The sequence below is a fragment of the Vibrio sp. 10N.222.55.C6 genome (assembly GCF_041473395.1).
GTDB lineage: Bacteria > Pseudomonadota > Gammaproteobacteria > Enterobacterales > Vibrionaceae > Vibrio > Vibrio crassostreae_C.
The window spans coordinates 14,807-34,321 of record NZ_JBFRSD010000035.1 but is presented as its reverse complement, the minus strand read 5'-3'; the positions used below and the strand labels follow the sequence as shown (position 1 = coordinate 34,321).

17 protein-coding genes and 1 riboswitch are annotated in these 19,515 nt (G+C 44.0%); of the genes, 12 read left to right on the top strand and 5 right to left on the bottom strand.

The genetic code is table 11. The features are described from left to right. Nucleotides 1-162: 162 nt before the first annotated feature. Entirely contained in the window at nt 163-2,595 is a 2,433-nt protein-coding gene (locus AB4486_RS19010; protein ID WP_372058253.1) for a putative bifunctional diguanylate cyclase/phosphodiesterase, read from the bottom strand. 3 nt (nt 2,596-2,598) lie between these two features. Further along, a complete protein-coding gene (locus AB4486_RS19005; protein WP_372058252.1) occupies nt 2,599-3,630 on the bottom strand; it encodes a PotD/PotF family extracellular solute-binding protein in 1,032 nt (343 codons plus the stop codon). A gap of 563 nt (nt 3,631-4,193) precedes the next feature. Between AB4486_RS19005 and AB4486_RS19000 the strand changes: the two genes are divergently transcribed. The 6 genes from AB4486_RS19000 to AB4486_RS18975 all read left to right on the top strand — a co-directional run bounded on the left by AB4486_RS19000 (nt 4,194) and on the right by AB4486_RS18975 (nt 7,429). Beyond that, complete coding sequence (locus tag AB4486_RS19000; RefSeq protein WP_372118176.1) at nt 4,194-4,994, top strand: PhzF family phenazine biosynthesis protein; 801 nt, start codon at nt 4,194-4,196, stop codon at nt 4,992-4,994. A 123-nt stretch (nt 4,995-5,117) separates the two neighbouring features. Then, complete coding sequence (locus AB4486_RS18995; RefSeq protein WP_017071337.1) at nt 5,118-5,621, top strand: YgjV family protein; 504 nt, start codon at nt 5,118-5,120, stop codon at nt 5,619-5,621. Between the two features lie 61 nt (nt 5,622-5,682). Further along, the gene (locus AB4486_RS18990) at nt 5,683-5,997 is read left to right on the top strand and encodes a cupin domain-containing protein (protein ID WP_372118174.1); all 315 of its coding nucleotides are present in this window, start codon (nt 5,683-5,685) and stop codon (nt 5,995-5,997) included. A 98-nt stretch (nt 5,998-6,095) separates the two neighbouring features. After that, nucleotides 6,096-6,578: a GNAT family N-acetyltransferase gene (locus tag AB4486_RS18985; RefSeq protein ID WP_017064712.1), complete on the top strand. Its 483-nt coding sequence runs from the start codon at nt 6,096-6,098 to the stop codon at nt 6,576-6,578. A gap of 165 nt (nt 6,579-6,743) precedes the next feature. After that, on the top strand, nt 6,744-7,001 hold the full coding sequence (locus AB4486_RS18980; protein WP_017060020.1) for a hypothetical protein: 258 nt from the start codon (nt 6,744-6,746) through the stop codon (nt 6,999-7,001). A 131-nt stretch (nt 7,002-7,132) separates the two neighbouring features. Beyond that, entirely contained in the window at nt 7,133-7,429 is a 297-nt protein-coding gene (locus AB4486_RS18975) for a hypothetical protein (protein WP_372118171.1), read from the top strand. A gap of 127 nt (nt 7,430-7,556) precedes the next feature. On the opposite strand, the gene AB4486_RS18970 is transcribed toward AB4486_RS18975, so the two are convergent. Next, the gene (locus AB4486_RS18970; RefSeq protein ID WP_372118169.1) at nt 7,557-8,054 is read right to left on the bottom strand and encodes a fasciclin domain-containing protein; all 498 of its coding nucleotides are present in this window, start codon (nt 8,052-8,054) and stop codon (nt 7,557-7,559) included. A 221-nt stretch (nt 8,055-8,275) separates the two neighbouring features. Between AB4486_RS18970 and AB4486_RS18965 the strand changes: the two genes are divergently transcribed. The 3 genes from AB4486_RS18965 (at nt 8,276) to AB4486_RS18955 (ending at nt 11,208) form a co-directional block, all read left to right on the top strand. Beyond that, nucleotides 8,276-9,259: a DUF2860 family protein gene (locus AB4486_RS18965; protein WP_372118167.1), complete on the top strand. Its 984-nt coding sequence runs from the start codon at nt 8,276-8,278 to the stop codon at nt 9,257-9,259. Nucleotides 9,260-9,425: 166 nt separating this feature from the next. Further along, nucleotides 9,426-9,920, top strand: a complete 495-nt coding sequence (locus AB4486_RS18960) for a GNAT family N-acetyltransferase (protein ID WP_017066469.1) — start codon at nt 9,426-9,428, stop codon at nt 9,918-9,920. A gap of 75 nt (nt 9,921-9,995) precedes the next feature. After that, nucleotides 9,996-10,095: riboswitch (purine riboswitch) on the top strand. Nucleotides 10,096-10,185: 90 nt separating this feature from the next. After that, nucleotides 10,186-11,208 carry an adenosine deaminase gene (locus AB4486_RS18955; RefSeq protein ID WP_372118164.1) on the top strand — a complete coding sequence of 341 codons (1,023 nt, stop codon included), beginning with the start codon at nt 10,186-10,188 and terminating at the stop codon, nt 11,206-11,208. A gap of 179 nt (nt 11,209-11,387) precedes the next feature. On the opposite strand, the gene AB4486_RS18950 is transcribed toward AB4486_RS18955, so the two are convergent. Then, nucleotides 11,388-12,050 (bottom strand): DUF2057 family protein, encoded by a 663-nt coding sequence (locus AB4486_RS18950; protein ID WP_371721767.1) that lies wholly within the window; start codon nt 12,048-12,050, stop codon nt 11,388-11,390. 293 nt (nt 12,051-12,343) lie between these two features. Then, nucleotides 12,344-13,906: an arylsulfatase gene (locus AB4486_RS18945; RefSeq protein ID WP_017064704.1), complete on the bottom strand. Its 1,563-nt coding sequence runs from the start codon at nt 13,904-13,906 to the stop codon at nt 12,344-12,346. A 346-nt stretch (nt 13,907-14,252) separates the two neighbouring features. Between AB4486_RS18945 and AB4486_RS18940 the strand changes: the two genes are divergently transcribed. The 3 genes from AB4486_RS18940 (at nt 14,253) to AB4486_RS18930 (ending at nt 19,515) form a co-directional block, all read left to right on the top strand. Next, on the top strand, nt 14,253-15,800 hold the full coding sequence (locus AB4486_RS18940; protein ID WP_372118161.1) for an arylsulfatase: 1,548 nt from the start codon (nt 14,253-14,255) through the stop codon (nt 15,798-15,800). Nucleotides 15,801-15,992: 192 nt separating this feature from the next. Continuing rightward, on the top strand, nt 15,993-18,401 hold the full coding sequence (locus AB4486_RS18935; RefSeq protein WP_065584632.1) for a tetratricopeptide repeat protein: 2,409 nt from the start codon (nt 15,993-15,995) through the stop codon (nt 18,399-18,401). Between the two features lie 130 nt (nt 18,402-18,531). Beyond that, nucleotides 18,532-19,515, top strand: coding sequence for an AAA family ATPase (locus tag AB4486_RS18930; protein WP_372118158.1), 984 nt, complete (start codon nt 18,532-18,534; stop codon nt 19,513-19,515).

Below are 19,515 nucleotides of genomic sequence, written 5' to 3'. Positions count from 1 at the left end.
TGGCTTTTGCCATTCTTTATTTGCCTCCTCATTCAATGTGCAGCCAATAGAGAGCTCCTGCTCTGATGAAGATAGTTCTACTACTAGTTATAGCTATAGTGGCTTTCCGCGCTTGAATAGGAAGAGAGGCTTTGAGGTTTAGGTTTAGGTTTAGGTTTGAGGTTACTGCTTTTGAGTGAGTGCAACGATTCGCTCGTTAGATCTCGAACTGCTAACAGACTGCGGGTTTAAAATTGCTTGCGGGTTATGGTTTCGAACAAACTCGATGAATTCCAGATAAGTGAGTGGCTGACTGAAGAAGTAGCCTTGTATTAGGTTACAGTTGGCTTTTCTGAGGTAATGATACTGTTCTATCGACTCAACACCTTCTCCGACGACTAGCGTGTCACAAGAGTGGCCTAAGTTAACCATAGATTCGACCATCTTGCGGGCGGCCTTGTCGTCTACCATGTTATCGATAAAGCTCTTATCAATTTTGAGCTCATCCACAGGGTAGTGGAGAAGTTGGTTAAACGCTGTGTAGCCCGTACCAAAATCGTCAAGGGAGACCTTTAAACCTAAGCTTCTGAGGCTCTCGATAGTCTGCACCGTAAGCTTGGTACTTTTCACGTAACTGGTCTCGGTAATCTCTATAATAATGTTGCCAGGTGGCACTTGATAACGTTCGAGTACTTTACGGATGTTGTCGGCAAAATTACGGTTGTAGAGCTCCATCGCCGAGATATTAATTGACAGAGTGCCCTTGTATTTATGAAGTTCTGAAAGCTCTTTATAGCTTTTGATCGCGGTGCCAATGACCCACATGTCGAGCCTGGCAATAAGGTTACTCTTTTCTGCAACTGGGATAAATTCTTCTGGTCCCGCATCGATATCAAATAAGGCTGGGCAACGAATCAGGCACTCCGCGCCATCTATCTGAAGTGTCTTGGCGTTAAAAATAGGCATAAAGCGAAGTTCAAAGTTGTCACTTTCGCAGCACTCTAAGAGTCTTTTCTCTACAACGTCATGGCGTTCCAAGGTATGTAACAACTCTTCGCCATAAACAATACGACTTTCGCCATCACTATGAGACTTCGCATTAGCTAACATTTCATCGATGCATCGGTGCCAAATCTCATCGAACTTTGGCGTGTCGAGCGGTAAAACACCTGTTGCGAGTGATAATCGAAACCCATAGTAGTCAAGGAAGGTGGTGCCGGTCAGCGTATTGTTGATGTTCTCAATTTCTTCGTTTATCACTTGGTTCTTACCCATCTCCAAGATCGCGATAAACTGATTCCCTCCCAGTCTGGCTAAAGAGTAATCACTGCAACTAAAGCCCAAAGAGGCTTGTTGGTTTTGTAGTGTCTCTTTCAGTGCTTTAGCTAAGCTTATCAGTACATTATCACCAACTTTTGCCCCGTAGAGATCGTTGATTTTACGAAAATCGATGATGTCCCAACAAACCACATAGCAGTGTGGGCTCATCGAGCTTTTTAGTCGTACATCAAGGTGTCTGATGAAAGAGCGTCGGTTAGCTAGCTTGGTGAGTTGGTCGAATTCGGCTTCGAATTTCAACTCTGTTAATGAGTCTATGTACGCGTTCTTTAAACCATCAATTTCACTTTGCCCTGATGAGCGTTTGAAGTATCTAAGTTTGAGCCCGCCGATCGATATCTCTTGCAGTAAGTCTTTAAGCGGTCGCACGAGTTGGTAACGTACCACTAAATGTACGATCAACATGATCGTAAAGAGAGTACCAAAGCCACCTAACAAGGTTTGTTTAGCGATGATGGCTTTCTCATGGTTGAACTTTTGTTCTCGAATATTTACTTGCGCGATGAGATGTCGGCTGGTCATCTGCACATTGATTTTATCTTGGGTTTGCTCAATTGATTTGATAACGAATTGGGTATTTTCAATGTTGGCAGCGTCTGAGGATGGCTCGATTAAGAACTGAATATTGTCATCGTCATTGTATTTGATTAATAAGCTAGAGAGTTGTATCAGAGGTCCGTCAGCAATCAAAATGTAGCGATTTAAACTGCTACTTGCACGTTTATCTTGAGGGAGGAGGTAAGGGTCAATTGCCGCAACATACGAATATCTGAGCTCGCCACTAATCGAGACATAAGAGAAGCCTTCGTAGGAGAGTTCCTTCTTGCTGATTAACGAGGTGTATATGTCGAAGACTCTTTCATAAATCTTGTCAGGGATTTTTAGCCCCTCGAAAGGATCGGCTCTGAGAGTCGAAAGCGTTAATTTGAACTTAGGGTCCACGATATAAACATTGCGTTGCCCAAATTGATTGACGTGATTCTGGCTTAATACTCGGAGTACTCGTTTTTCCAATAGCGATAGAGTCGTGTAGTCGCCAGGATTTTGAATGTAGCGGAGGAACTGCAACGAAGAACCGATATCTTTAACTAGTAAGGACAAGCCGAGCTGCTCGTATTCCGCCGCGACTAAAGCGGTGTTCACATCAGATTGCACCTTGTCCAAATACATGTGCTTAGCATGATTTGATGCGAAGTTGTACATCACGATTCCTGCTATCAGGAGCACAAATGTCAGCGTTGGTAAAAGTACAAAATAGAGCTTCTTCAATACTGGCATGAGTTATCTCAAACTGTCGACAATACGATTGCGAATTTGAATGCTACTCGGTTCTAACGGCTGATAAAGGTAGCTGCGATCTAATACTTCTTTATTCGGGAAAAGCTCGGGATCGTTTTGATACTCCTGAGAAGTGAGTGCTTTTGCTTTTGAACTTGGCGTTGCAAACCATGAATCCATTGCGTTTTGAGCGGCGATTTCGGGTTGCGATAAGAAGGAGAGAATCGTGGTTGCCTGTGGAGATCGCTCTCCGTTGTTAATTGCAGCCATACACTCTAACCATAAGGTTGTTCCTTCTAGAGGCACTGTGTAGGCCCAAGATGCCTCAGGTTCGGTATCATTAAGCACATAGCTGTCACCTGAGTATCCGTAGGCGAGGTCGATGTTGGCTAAGTGTTCGGGATGACGAATATAATCGACAACGTATTCATTACTTTCAAGGTGAGGCTTCTGTGCTTGTAGCGTTTTGTAAGCGACTCGAAGTTCTTGTTCATTGTTGGTAAACGGCTCAAATTGATTCATCAGAAGCGCAGCACTCACCAAATCCGTAGGCTCATAATACATGCTGATTCGGCCGCTGGTTTTGGTTTCAGGGTCTAGAAGAGCGCCCCAAGACTTGGGAGTCTCAACTTTTCCGCTTCGGTATAAGATGCCGGATGTCCCCCAAGCGTAGGGGATTCCATATTCGCCACACCCATCCACCCATCTTGAGTCAAAGTTGCTTGAAAGGGATTGCTGCAAGTCGCTCAGGTTGTGGAATAAGTTCTGTTTAGCCAGCGCTTTCAGTTTAATACTTTCAATGACAACCAATTCAAACGCACCTCGTCGTTCACTCAATAGCACTTCATCACGAATGGACTCGTCAGAAAAATATTGCTGCTTTAGTGAGATGCCGTAGGTATCACTCAACTGGGTAACGACGCTGTCAGATAAAAATTCATCCCAATTGTAGAGATAAATATCATGCTGCTGGCCAAATACAGGGCTAGCCAAAAAGGATGTTGACGCAAGTATTGATACGCAAAACGCTTTCACTGACGGATTCCCTTTCGTACGTGATAACTAAATCGTAGCCCAAAGTTTGCGACATGATTCAAATTTAGGCACTTAATTTAACTTCAACTTCATGCATTTCATGCAAATAGCAACTTGCTACTCCTACTTGATACCGAACCTTTATCGTGTGAGGCAAGGATGACTCCGTCGTATCGTATTCAACACAAGTACGTATTCCAGTTTATTGTCCGTGAATGGATTATTTAAATTAATATTCATCATAATATCCATTCTTACAAGTTATTAAGCATTAAATAATGATGCGGTGATTACCTTTTTCGGGTTTTCGCTCGTATTAATCGTCGTTATTCCTTTGTTTTGCCATCGCGATTTACTCTTATGTTCAATGTTCTTTTATCCCTAAAAACACTTCTATAACGTTTGTTTATCATTTGTTTCGTTTCTCAATAAGTATCGATAAAGTTGTTGCTAAAGACTTGTAGCACAAGGTGATTGTGCTTATTGTGGGCAGCAATATCTAGGTTATGTCCCAACGAGCCATGATTGCCGGTTTGGGAAATGTTGTGCATTTAGGAGCCATTGTGGATTTAGAGATATATCAAGTAGATTCGTTTACAACTCAAACGTTTAAAGGGAACCCTGCCGGGGTCTGTATCTCCAAAGAGCCGTTGGATGAGTCGTTAATGTTTTCAATCGCTGAAGAGATGGCGGTATCTGAAACGGCTTTTCTCGCGCTTAACACTATGACGCTTAAATGGTTCACTCCCGAAGTCGAAGTGAAGCTGTGTGGACATGGCACACTGGCAACGGTTCATGTGATGAAAGAACAAGGACTGCTTGAGACAGGTGATAAGGTCGTGTTTAACACCTTATCTGGGGAATTATCTGCCGCCGTTTGTGAATCGTCTATCGAGCTTGATTTTCCTAGTACACAGCTATCATTGCGTTCTGAACCCAACCTCACGCTGCTTGAACACCTAGGTTTAGATCCGCATCAAGTAGTTTCATTCAGAGAATTTGACTCTAAGCAGTTAATCGAAGTTTCCAACGAACAAGTGTTATTGGAGCTTTCACCAAACTTTGATGCGTTAAAAGGTATTCAAGGGCGAGGTGTAGTGGTGACAGCATTGGCAGCAAATACGGAACTTGATTTTGTTTCTCGCTACTTTGCACCTTGGGTTGGGGTTAATGAAGATCCTGTGACTGGCTCGGCACATTGCGCATTGACGCAACACTGGGCAGAAAAGCTCAACAAAAGCAGTTTCAGTGCTTATCAGGCGTCTCGTCGTGGTGGCTATATGTCGACTGAATTATTGGCTAATGGGCGAATAAAGTTAATCGGCTCTGCGACCACTGTGATTAGTGGTGTGTTGAAGCTTTAGATTTTTATAGAAGCTTTAGAGCGCTGTTTGCTCTGTTTTGTTGTAACCGCCTAGTATGTTTTATTCGATTATTCACCGTGAAAGAAGCGGCTAGGGCGGAATGTTATTATTGAAGGAATCACCGTGTCTGCCTTTTATCTTTCCCAAGTATTAGTCGCGATAGCCATTTGTTTTGATCTTCTGTCATTCCAATTCAAGGAAAGGAAGAAAATCGTCACTTGTCTGTTCTTTGCTGGCGTTCTTATTTCGAGTCACTTTATCCTTCTTGAACAATGGACAGCGGCGAGCTTAATGACGATTGCCACGATTCGCTATTTGACGAGCGTATTTTCTACCTCGTCTAAGTTTAAATATTTGTTTTCTTCGATGTCGGTGGTCGCAACCGCAGTGACTTACTCAGGGCTGACCAGCATATTGAGTTGCTTTGCCTCCGTATTTCAGACCTTTGCTGCCTTCAATAAAGATGACCGTCGATTAAGAGAATTGATGATCATCGGAACCAGCTTTTGGTTGGTTCACAATTATTTAGTTGGTTCGCCAACAGCGGTTGTTATGGAGGCGCTGTTTATCTGCAGTAACTTGGTGGGCTATTACCGTTTTTACTTCAGAAAGAGTGCCACTGCTTAGGTTTACAACTGAAGCTAAGGCCCAAATTATTAATCAATTCAATACTAGCTAGGAGAGCTTGATGCCAAACATTTACAATGATGTTCCTTCATCAATACCCAATGAAATATTCAATGACCTGATTGCCAACGACAGTGCTCGAATTGAAAGAATATTGTCGCATGGACACAGCTCCCCGGAAGAGGGTTGGTATGATCAAGATGAGAATGAATGGGTGATGGTGATAGAAGGTCAAGGCGTCATCGAGTTTGAAGATGGACGCGTTGTTACCTTGTCTAAAGGGAATTACACCAATATTGCTGCGAGAGAAAAGCACAAGGTTATTGGCACAGATAAAGATACGGTGACGATCTGGCTCGCTGTGTTTTATCGTTGATATCTTGCTCTAAAGCTGAGGCTGTTAGGTTATAAAGCTTGCTGATTCAGCTGTTTATTTGCACCTCAGAAAGGACTTAAGACAAAAAGGAGTATGTTGTGGTTAGAATTCGAAACTATCAAGCGAGTGATGACAAAGCACTGTGGGAGATCTTCTTTCATACCGTACGTAACGTGAATGTTCGAGATTATTCTCAACAGCAAGTCGAAGCTTGGGCACCCAGTAGCTTTGACTTTGCGTTATGGCAAAAGCGTATGAATGGGTTACAACCCTTTGTGGCTGAGCTCGATGGCTGCGTTGTTGGCTATACTGACCTGCAACCTAACGGCTTGATTGATCACTTTTTCTGTCACCACGAATATCAAGGGAAGGGTGTCGGGAAAGCGTTGATGGAACATGTTTTCACTGTGGGTCGAGTTCGTGGCGTATCGAGATATTTCTCTGAAGTAAGTATTACCGCAAGGCCTTTTTATGAGCACCTTGGCTTTAAGGTAGTAAATGAACAGGAAGTCGAAATGCGTGGCGTAAAGCTGACCAATTACGTGATGGAAAAGATAGTTGAAGATGGACAAGGCAGCTGAATAGGCGGACTCGTGTTCTTAGGGATACAGAAACCGAGTTTGAAATATTAATGAACCTTATTAAGGATAACTTTTCCTGATCTATTGATATTGTCGATGAGTTCAAATTGTGTGCAAGATAATTTGTCTAATCTAAACATTGAATGAATACAAGGAGTGTTGTTCATGAGTCATGTGAGTAGATCTAAACTATATACATTGGTGTCGATGTTGTCCTTCGCTGTTGGCGTTCTTGCCTTAGATGCTGGGGTGTCGGGGTTATTTCCTCTCTTTGTTGTCGTCATCTCATTCTTTTCATTTGTCATCAACTCGTTTCTTTGTTTGTTCGGAGGTAAACGCGAAGATGGCTTTGATGCCTATCAAAAAGCAAATCAGACTCGGTCGCGAGCACTGGTCAAAGGCTTAGAAGACTCGAACAAATAAACCTATGCCTTCAGACGAACGGTAATCTCATTTTTGACACAGTTTTCACCTGCTTTTTGTTCTCTTATTCAAGAAAAATCATCTCTTTAGAGATAATATTCACTTCAACTAATATCAGTGAAGGAAGTAAAGTGGGTATTGAAGCTTTAGCGTTTGTGATGGACGCATTAATCACCGCATGTTGTATGTACATCGCCTCTAAAATGTCTTTCGTGGTCGCAGATTTTAAATCCCTTCTTACTATTGCTGTTATCGTTGCTCTGGTGTCATTGATTCCAACAGTAGGTTGGGTGTTAGGGTTGATTCTGTTTGTGTTCCTACTCGGGAAAGCGACGCACTCTAGTATTGGTGACTGCATCTGGGTAGTGGTCTTCACGAAGGTGGTATCGATGGCGACTTTTCTGATATTCGGGCGCTTGTTTATGTAATCCGGGTTCTTGCTTATATAAAGGCAGGTTCGGCTAGTTTGATACCGATCTTAACTTGGTATTTAAACGTCAAAAGGGTGTGAGCCTGTCACACCCTCTAAGAACCTTTGATTTGTGTTCATCTTTATTATTTAGGCAGTAATACAGCATCAATCACATGGATAACACCATTGCTTGCTTCAACATCTGCCATCACGACCTGCGCTTTGTTGACCATCACGTTGCCGTGATCAATTCCTACCATTACCGCTTCGCCTTGCACTGTTACGGCACTATCAAGTTTCATCACTTCAGACGCCATTATTTTCCCTGGCACCACATGATAGGTCAGTACTGCAATCAGCTTGTCTTTGTGTTCTGGCTTCAACAGCATATCAACCGTTCCTTCTGGTAGCGCAGCGAACGCTTCATCCGTTGGCGCAAACACTGTGAAGGGACCGTCACCTTTCAATGTTTCAACTAAGCCTGCCGCTTTTACCGCTGCTACCAAGGTGTTGAAAGAGCCGTTTTCAGCCGCCACGTCAACGATATCTTTCTTCATTCCGTGGTGATCAGCGTGAGCAAAAGCCGTAAAAAGAAGCGTCGCAACTAGCACTGACATGGTTTTGATTAATTTATTAAACATATTGTCTTCCTTTGAGTTTTGTCCGTTATTTTCGAGAGGTATTACGAAAGCCCAATCGTGATAGATCAATTTGTTGTGTCTTTGAGTGAATGGTTAGCGATATCGACAGCGTCAAGCGAATAAATTTATGTTGTCAAATGCTTGTTATAATTCCATTTTGATGCTTATAGTTATTTGATGCTTATAGTTATTTGGTGATTATTCAAGTAATGGATGTGAATATGAGGTTTGTTTTACCAGTAGTCTTTTCTGCATTGGCTTCAATGCCTGCATACAGTGGCCTTGCACCAACGGAAGGTTTCAGTGGTAACTTCAGTGTCTTGACGGGTGTATCTTCTGACAGCAGTAACTTGAGCACCGAGCAAGACGCGAATCAAGCAACTAACACCAAGGAGGGGGACAGCGAAAATCAAGGGCTACTCGGTTTTTTGGGTACGGTTCAATATACCTTTGGTGAGTCACTGACTCATCAAGTGTATGCGGGTACCACTCGAGAGGATATTGCAACAGGTACCATTGCTTTTGAGATTGGTTATCGACATCAGCTATCTGGAGGCACAATATTGGATTTTTCTGTTCTTCCTACGCTTATCTCGGGCAAGGCTTGGACGGATCCGTATGCTGTTGGCGTTAATCGAAATGAAACGGATGTGAAAGGTAATGTAGGACGACTGCAGCTCACTAATATCGGTGGAACTGGTTTTCGAACGGATCTCGCATTTGGGCAATCTGATGTTGATGAAGAGCTATCTGGTAGCCAAGTCTTATCTCCGGAAGATGCTGTGCTGCTGGATAGGGAAAGAACCTATGTGTACGCCAAAGCAGGGTACCGCTTTATCTTGCCAAACCAAGCAGGTCTATTTGTTCCTTCAATGGTGTATTTCCACTCAGACGCAGAAGGAGGAGCACTCAGCTTCGATAGTTATGGAATTGAATTAAACTACGCGAAGAGAGTCGGTCGCCACGGTTTTGTTGTTACCCTAGATGCAAGTGACCGTGAATATGATGAGTCGAATCCAATTTACGGGCAAGTACGTGAAGAGAATGAATTCGGTGCATTCTTAGCTTATGAGTTTGGTGGTTTGATGGGCTATAAAGATTGGGCGTTCATTACTTTACTGGGTTTAAGAAGCATAGATTCTAATATCGATTTCTATAACTCCGAGCAAGTATTAGCGAGTGTGGGTGTGGATTATAAATTCTGATATTCACACTATTTTAAAAATACTCATCAAAGCAGAAGTTTAAGTTCAGTCTTACTATTTGTTTAATTATTTCGGGCACTTACACCTTTAAAGGTTGTAGGTTCCCGTTGCTACCCGTAATATGAAAATTAGCTTATGGATAGAAATAATAGGATAAGGAAGCGCTTTGGAAATACAAATTAGACATTTAGAAGCAACGGATAGCCAAGATGTTTTCGATATTTATCGCCGCCCTTCAGTTTCAGAAAACACCTCACAAAAGCCTTATCTTAGTTCTGAACAAGTGGAGCGACTGTTTGGTCATTCAGACCATTTCACTCTGGTTGCGGAAGTCTCCGGCAAAGTAGTGGGTCACATTACTTTATTCATGACCACCAAGGTAAGAGACAGGCACTGCGCTGGTCTTGGTATTGCTATTCACCCGGATATGCATGGTAAAGGGGTCGGTAAGGCGTTAATGCAAGAAGCGATCAATCAGGCGGATAACTGGCTTAATCTCGTGCGTCTTGAGTTAGAGGTTCATGCCGATAACCACGCCGCTATTGCTTTGTATGAACGTGTAGGCTTTCAGTTAGAAGGCACAAAAAGACTCAGTACGTTCAAAGCGGGTAAGTACATCGATATGTTGCTGATGTCGAGAATACGACCAGATTACCGTTGAGATCGAACCAAACAGGTTCCTGCTTTAGAAATCGGTTAATGAGCAATTGATTAGTGAAATTCCCATTAAACTCTGTATAGTAGCAACCGTTTGCTTCGTATAACCCCAATGATATGGTTTGGGGGTCTCTACCAGCTCCCGCAAAGTGCTGATTACGAAGGGTTTAGATCACAATTGTGTTCTTACTCTTTGTAATGGCGTTCAAGAAAACCTCCTGTCTATTATTCAGAGTAAGTGCACACCTAAAATCCATAGTAGGTGAAATATGAACGCATTTATTCAAGGGCTCCCAAAAGTAGAGTTGCATTTACACATTGAAGGTTCGCTCGAACCTGAGTTACTTTTCCAGCTTGCTCAACGCAATGGCATTGAGCTGCCTTATTCATCCCCAGAGCAACTAAGACGCGCATACGAATTTGATGATTTACAGTCATTTCTGGATATCTATTATCAAGGTGCTGATGCACTGCGCACAGAACAGGATTTCTACGACTTAACATGGGCTTATCTAGAACGCTGTAAAGCCGACAATGTTATCCATACTGAGATTTTCTTTGATCCTCAGACACATACCGATCGTGGCATTGCATTCGACACCGCTATTAACGGCATTCATCGTGCGCTTGAACAGGGTCATAAAGAGTTGGGCATTACCTCTCAAATCATCGCATGTTTTCTGCGCCATTTATCTGAAGAGAGCGCCATTCAAACGTTCGCAGAGGTATTGAAGCATCAAGATAAGATCGTCGGGGTTGGACTGGACTCTTCTGAATTAGGACACCCACCAGAGAAGTTCAAGCGTGTATTCCAACAAGCAAAACAAGCGGGCTTCTTGACGGTGGCGCATGCAGGAGAAGAAGGGCCGGCTCAAAACATTGTCGATGCGATTGAAATGCTCAGCGTGAGTCGAGTGGATCATGGTGTCCAGTGCATGACAGACGAAGCTCTAATCGAAGAGCTGATTGAAACCAAAATGCCACTGACGGTGTGCCCACTGTCGAATATTAAATTGCGTGTATTCGATGTGATGGAAGACCACAACATTGTCGAACTGCTCAGAAAGGGTGTGGCTGTAACGATTAACTCGGATGACCCTGCTTATTTTGGTGGTTACATGTCGGATAACTTTAATGCGGTGAGCAAAGCTCATGAGATGACGCATAAGGAGTTAGCGCTGTTTAGTTTGAATGCGATAGACGCGAGCTTTATTGAAGCGCCATTGAAGCAGCAATATCGAGAGCTTGTTCAAGGTTACTTAGCTAAAGCTGATTTTGACCAGAATTTCTAGCCGCTGTGCCCATTTACTAGCAGCTGAATACAAAGCGCTAGGGTGGCCAACAAAAGTAGATGGAAAAGTGTTATCGACTGAGTCTGCTTAATCTATATAAGCCTAAATCATCTAGATGAAGACAAAAAAGAAGTTGGCAGTGCGCCAGCTTCTTTCGTTTTTAAATTAAGACCATTGAGCTACTTGTTCACGTAGTCTTTGAATTTCTGCTTCGTTTCAGCATCCGCTTTTTCGTACCAGAAATACAACATTTCTTCAGCTGTATTCGCCGCATTTCCGTCAATCTTTGCTGGAAGCGTTACGGGTTGTGCTACAACTGCTGCGCCCGCGCTAGCACCTACTGTAAGTGCTGCGATGCCGCCTTTCTGGTTGTACTCCTTCGCTTCTTGCGGGTACTTACGACCAATCTGCATGCCATCTTTGATAAGTTTGTCTTGCTTAACACTGATTGCATTTTGGTTTTCATCAACCAGTTTCCAATCTAAGTTTTGAAGGCCTTTTTTCGCTTCGTTGGTGTTACGGAACTTAGGCATGTCAAACGTCAATGCTGTGTCTGTCGCATCAAAAGTAGCAATAATGGTATCGCTATCGACAAACTCTCGGTCGTTACCTTGGCTGAAAGCCAGTTGATATTTGAAAACGATTTGGTTTACGCCATCTGGAACGGTGATCGTTTTGCTCGAAGAGAAGAAACCACCGTCGAGATCAGGTTTAGCCTCATTAACAGCTAAGACTTCGACTAAAGCATCTGCGCTAGAAGGAACTTCAATTGTTACGTCAGCTAACACTTGTGGCGCTGCGATAATTGTCGAAAGCAGCGCAATGGATTGTAATGTTTTCATAATCATACAGTTGTTTATGGGCAGTTGAACTACAATCGCATGGTAAGAACTCCAATTCAAGTCATGTCATAAGGATTTGAAAAAATTTGCGAAATCTTAACGCAACGGTCATATATTAAGGTTCACATTGACTAGTGTGAGTTTTTATTTTTGAAAAATGAGAGGGTAGGTTGGGTGTGAATTGTACTAGTTGGCGGTTCGCGTCTTATGTTATTTGTATTGGATACTAAAAAGCCGCGGTCACTGCATTCAGTCACCACGGCTTCGTTATTACATTTTTAATCTAGAGTAGCTTATTTAGCTTGCGCTGCTGCCGCTTCTAGTTGCTTAAGTTTACCTTGAAGCATGTATGCATTCTGGTTGAAGTTACCTGGGTTCAGTACTTGGCTATTCTGCATAGGGTAATCTGGTAGCGTCGTCATAAACTCTTGAACCTGATTTCCTACTGGAACGAATAACCACATGTTGTCTGCCATCCAGCGTAGGTACATACCAGACTCGTGCGGTGCTTTTTCGAATGGGTCAGCACGTAGGTGAACAACTTGAGGCCAGTTTGGTTGGAAACGAACTGCATCCACAATGTTACCATCCATCACAGCAAACGAAATCTTGAAGTCATTCCAACGTACTGCGTTTAGCTCAGCGTTAGCAGAGAAGTAAAGCATGCTGTCACGAGGGCCTTTCTCTTCTTTACCTTGGAAGTAAGGCAGGAAGTTGTAACCATCTAGGTGTACGCGCCAGTTTTTACCGTTGTAAGTTGCACCTTTGTCAGATGCTAGCTTCTCAACCACTTTATCATCACCAGCGGCTGCTAGTAGAGTAGGAATCCAGTCTTGGTGGCCCATGATATCGTTGATTTTAGTTCCAGGTTTGATAGTCCCAGGCCAGCGAACTAGCTGAGGCACACGCATACCACCTTCGTAAGTTGTACCTTTCTCACCGTGGAAGTAAGTTGCGCCGCCATCAGGCCAAGAAACCGTTTCAGCACCGTTATCGGTAGAGTAAATTACGATAGTGTTGTCAGCGATTTTTAGTTCATCCAGCTTGTCTAGAAGCACACCAACATGGTCATCATGCTCTAACATACCATCAGCATAAATACTGATACCTGACTTACCTTGGTATTTCTCTTGTAGGCGAGTCCACACGTGCATACGAGTGGTGTTGTGCCAGATGAAGAATGGTTTGTCAGCTTTTACCGCTTTTTCCATGAATGCTAGAGATTCTTCTAGGAACTCTTCATCCGCATGCTCCATACGCTTACGCGTCATTGGGCCAGTATCTTCAATCTTACCGTCAGCAGTAGACTTGATTACACCACGAGGGCCGTAGTTCTTACGGAACTCTGGGTCTTTAGGGTAGTAATATGTTTCTGGCTCTTCTTCGGCGTTTAGGTGGTACAGGTTACCGAAGAACTGGTCAAAACCGTGGTTCGTTGGAAGGTGTTTGTCTTGGTCACCCATGTGGTTCTTACCGAACTGAGCTGTCATGTAGCCTTGTTCTTTAAGAAGGTCTGCGATCGTTGGAGCCCAATCAGGGATACCGTGGTCCGAACCTGGCATGCCGATAGTCAATAGACCAGTACGGAAAGGTTCTTGACCTGTTAGGAATGCAGCACGACCAGCAGTACACGATTGTTGACCGTAGTGGTCAGTAAATAGTGCGCCTTCGTTAGCAATACGGTCGATGTTAGGTGTTTCGTAACCCATCATACCGTTGTTGTATGCACTGATGTTGAATACACCAATGTCATCACCCCAGATAGCAAGAATGTTTGGTTTTTCTGCTGCTGTTGCCGCTGAAGAAGCTGCTAATAAGCCAACACCTAATGCTAGTTTATTAATTTTAGTACCCATAAGGACTCCGATTCACTTTTAAGATTAATGCGTTAGAACAACGCATCGATGAGCAAATGTTATTCTCAAAATTCCGTTACGTCCTTTTATAGTGCTTATAACCAATCGTTATGATGCTTAGGTAACCTATTGATTAATATCAGCTCCAGTGGGTACGTAGAATAAAGCCTTAGTTTGTATGTGTGATCCTTATCATGTTTGTTGGCGTAAACCTTATCGATGATTTCTGTATCCGTATCTCAATAAAAATGACAAAAAGATTAATAGCTTAGGGTATCTCGCGCATGTGTAAAAAATGGACTATACGTTGTAGGGCAGGATGCAAATAACTTACGAAGAGGTTTCTATGACAGCGAAATATGGCGCTAAACGTCGATTAGCGATTTTGGGTACAGCGATGATGGCCGCGTCCAGCGCCACTTTTGCGGCTGAAAAGCCAAATATATTGGTTATTTGGGGGGACGATATTGGTCAATCCAATGTGAGTGCATACACCTTCGGTCTCATGGGTTACAAAACCCCGAATATTGATAGCATCGCGAAAGAAGGGATGATGTTTACGGACTATTACGCAGAGCAATCTTGTACTGCGGGTCGCTCTACCTTTATCACGGGACAAAGTGTATTACGAACGGGTTTGAGTAAAGTAGGTTTGCCGGGCGCAGACATTGGCTTACAAGCAGAAGACGCGACAATCGCAGAAATGCTGAAACCTATGGGTTACATGACAGGTCAATTTGGTAAAAACCACCTTGGCGATAAAGATGAATTCCTTCCAACAGCACACGGGTTTGACGAATTTTTTGGCAACCTTTACCACCTAAATGCTGAAGAAGAACCAGAGAATGAAGATTACCCAACCGATCCTGAGTTTCGTAAGAAATTTGGCCCTCGTGGTGTCATTAAGTCATTCGCTGATGGCAAGATTGAAGATACCGGTCCACTGACGCGTAAGCGTATGGAAACGGTTGATGAAGAAACACTAGACGCGGCACTTGATTTTATGGATCGCGCAGTGAAAGCGGACAAACCATTCTTCGTGTGGTGGAACGCGACACGTATGCACTTTAGAACGCACGTGAAAGCCGACAGTAAAGGCGTAACCGGTGTCGGTAACTACGCTGATGGTATGGTTGAGCACGATCGACACGTTGGGCAACTATTGAAGCAAGTGGATGAGTTGGGTATCAAAGACAACACGATTGTTTTCTACTCAACGGATAACGGCCCTCACATGAACTCTTGGCCTGATGCGGGTACAACCCCGTTCCGTGGTGAGAAAAACACCAACTGGGAAGGTGCATACCGTGTACCAGCAATGGTTCGTTGGCCTGGTAAGATTGAACCAGGAACCGTTTCTAACGAAATCATGCACCATATGGACTGGATGCCAACCTTCCTTGCAGCAGCAGGCGATGACCAAATCAAAGAGAAGCTACTTAAAGGCCACACCGCTGGTGATAAAACGTTCAAGCTTCACTTAGATGGCTATAACTTCCTTCCATACTTAACTGGCGAAGAAGAAAAAGGTCGTCGTCATGAGATCTTCTACTTTACCGATGACGGTGATCTAGCAGCACTTCGTTATAACCAATGGAAAGCGGTGTTTATGGAGCAGCGCGCAACGGGTACTATGCAAATTTGGGCTGAACCGTTCGTGACGTTACGTCTTCCTAAGCTGTTTAACCTCCGTATGGACCCATACGAAAACGCAGACATTACATCGAACACATATTACGACTGGTTGTTAGACCATGCTTATATGTTCGTTCCAGCACAAGCGTATGTGGGCAAGTTCCTAGAAACCTTTGCTGAATATCCGCCACGTCAAAAAGCTGCGAGCTTTAGCTTGGATCAGGTAATGGAAAAACTGCAGGAATCTCATAACAAGTAAGTGATTGTTTGAGTGAAACTGAACAGATTGAAGAGCTCTTAGGAGCTCTTTTTTTATGCGCATATCGATGAGTAAATCCCGGTCGTGAATACGAATCACAACAATCGAGCTCATTGCCACTAAATAATTGTAAATTCGTTGTTTTTACGTCTACCTTATTAAGCATAAGGATGTATAAAAACAAGGAATGTTATGTCTGCATGGTTGTGCTCACTGGTAAACGGATTGAAACACCAGCGAGTCGCAGTATTATCCGCAATCTTGTCTTCACTGATGTTGTCGCTGTTCAGTCTGAACGCCTATGCCAACGAGCAAGATCCTAATATCAACTCTGATATTTCAAAGGCCAACTCTGTAGCGTCACCCGTTAGCTCTGACGCTTTACCTATCGGTTCTAAAGCCAGCTATGTCGGTTCGGAAGCATGTGTTGATTGTCATAGTGAAGAAGTCGCAGCGTGGGAGGGCTCTCATCATGATATGGCGATGAAGCACGCTACAGACGAATCTGTATTAGGCGATTTCAACGATCAAACATTCACTCATGACGGTAAACCCAACCGATTTTTCCGCAAGGGCGAAGAGTTCTGGGTCAATATTGAAGGGCAAGACGGCCACTTTAAAGATTACAAAATCAGCTATACCTTTGCCTTTGAACCACTACAACAATACATGGTTGAATTTGAAGACGGCCGTGTACAGTTGATTCCTTTCGCTTGGGATTCTCGCACTGAGGGCGAAGGCGGTCAACGCTGGTTTCACCTCTATCCTGATACCACCAACACCGATGAATTCTACTGGACCAATAGCGGTCAAAACTGGAACTTCATGTGTGCTGATTGCCATTCAACGAACCTAGAGAAAAACTACGACAGCGCGAGTAATACCTACAACACTACTTGGTCTGAGATTAATGTCGGTTGTGAAGCGTGTCATGGCCCTGCGAGTGAGCACGTTGAAAAGGCTCAGCTAGCAAAAGCTAACGGTGGAAAGGATGCTCCAGTCTCGGCGCATTATGGTTTTGACCGCGACTTGTCGAAGTCGGTCAAAGAGTGGATCTATCAAGAGGGTAATTCAACCCTGCAACCAAAAGACATCATCCATACCAATCAAGTTCAAACCTGTGCTCAATGCCACAGCCGTCGTACTCAGTTAAATGAAACGGGTGATCACGTTAACGGGTCTTTCTTTGATAAGTATCGCTTGAGCTTGATTACCCCAGAGCTTTACCACAACGATGGTCAAATCTACGATGAAGATTACGTTTACGGATCTTTCTTGCAATCAGTGATGGCTGAAAAAGGCGTCACATGTACTAACTGCCACGATCCTCATACCGCTGAACTAAAAATTGCGGAAGAAGCCGTGTGTAGCCAATGTCATATTGCATCAGAATACACGCCTGAAAAGCACACATTCCACGAAGCGAATACTGAAGCTTCACAATGCACGACTTGTCACATGCCAGAGACGACTTACATGGAGGTCGACCCAAGGCGTGACCACAGTTGGCATATCCCACGTCCTGATATTAGCCAACACATTAAAACGCCGAACGTGTGCACTAGCTGTCATGCAGATCAAACCGACCAGTGGGCAGATAAGCAAATCGGTGAGTGGTTCCCAGATTCTAAGTATCGTAATCAGCAGCACTTTGCCGTTGCCTTTTATGCTGACTCGATAGGGCACAGAGGTGCAGAGGATGCGTTGGCATACTCGGCTCAGGACTCTAGCTTAAGCAATATCATTCGTGCATCGAGCTTAGAACGTTTGGGCGGTAATACGGGTAAGAATACGCTTATTTCGCTGGCAAGAGCGGTGAAACATGATGATGAAATGATCCGTTTGGGTGTGGTACAAGGCTCGTCTGGTTTCCCATTCACTGACCGTTGGCAAATTCTAGAGCCGCTACTGAAAGACCCTGTATTGTCGATTCGTTCAGAAACCGCAGGCGCATTAGTGCGTTATTGGGGAGAAATGAACCCTCTGCAGAAAGACCAAATCAAGCCTGCATTAGAAGAGTACATTGAAATACAGCAATTTAATGCCGACAGAGGATTTGGACGTACTAACCTAGGCAACGTTTACCGAGATTTAGGCCAGCACGACAAAGCGATTGAGTTTTATCTAGGCGCTATCGAGATTGAGCCTTATTTCGAAAACAGCTACGCCAATTTAGCGGATTTGTATCGAGCGCAAGGTAACGAGGCAAAAGCGTTGTCGACCTTGAAGCAAGGTATTGAAGCTCAGCCTAAATCGAGTGTTTTGCCATACAGCACAGGATTGTCTCTGCTTCGTGTGAAAGATTACGAACAAGCAACGGACTACCTTAAACAAGCCGCTGAAACTGCGCAAACCGACCCTCAATATTGGTATGTGTACGGATTGGCTTTGGAAAAATCGGATGTGCTTGCGGCAAGTCAATCACTGCATAAGGCTTACCAATTTAGCCGCAACCCACAGCACCTGTATGCCCAGTGTGAAGTGTTGGCGCGAAACAGTCATATACCGGGCGTACCAAAGGCGTTTGAGCAATGTATTTCATCATTGAGCAAAGTGGCACCGCCGGAAGCCATTAACCAATTGAAAGCTAGGTTTAAATAAAGCGATGAGGTGAGCTTGGCTATCGAGCTTGCTGCTTATTCCGCTTGTAACCAATTATCGCGTTTATAACTAATAGTTATGGAGCTTGTGAGTAGGATGTACGCAGCCAGATTGAATGAAGGGAAGACCTATGAACCATGCGCAACAAGCAATAAACCAACTGATTGAACAAACAGAGAAAAGTGTTATCGGTCAGAGCCACGTCGTTCGGGCTCTGGTGATAGGGTTATTGACTAATGGCCATGTGCTTTTAGAGGGACTTCCCGGTACAGCGAAAACTCGCTCAGTAAAATCGCTGGCGAATCTACTGAACACCAGTTTTGGTCGAATTCAATTTACGCCAGACCTGCTGCCATCTGATGTGACGGGCACGGAGGTGTATCAAGAGCTGGATGGAAAGCCTCAGTTGCATTTCCAACCGGGTCCTATTTTCAACAGCATTGTATTAGCCGATGAAGTGAACCGTGCGCCTGCAAAAGTACAGGCTGCTCTGCTTGAAGCGATGGCGGAAGGGACGATTACGGTGGGTGGTCAAACTCACATCCTGCCAGATTTGTTCATGGTGCTAGCCACACAAAACCCAGTTGAGCAAGAAGGTACGTATCCACTGCCTGAAGCACAAATGGACCGTTTCATTATGAAAGTGACAGTCGACTATCCAGAAGATGAAGCTGAACGCGACATCATTCGACTTGTGCGCAGTGAGGAACTCGGTAGCGAGACCAGTTCAGAATTAGTCACGCCACAACATATTGAACCTGAGTTGGTACTTGAAGCTCGGCGCCAACTTCCAGACATTGCCGTTTCTGATTTAGTTGAGAACTACATTGTGGCCTTGGTGATGGCAACTCGTAAGCCAGAGCGTTACCCAGAATCAAACTTGTCTAAATGGATTGAGATTGGTTCAAGTCCGCGTGCTTCCATCGCGTTGGATAAATGTGCTCGCGCTTATGCATGGTTGCAAGGACGTGACCATGTCATGTTGGACGATGTGCGTGCCATGTTACCAACCGTATTAGGTCACCGATTCTCGTTGTCTTACGACGCATTGGCCGATGGTGTTGACCATCAAAGAGTGGTTGAAGAACTGCTCGATAATGTTGAGATTGGATAA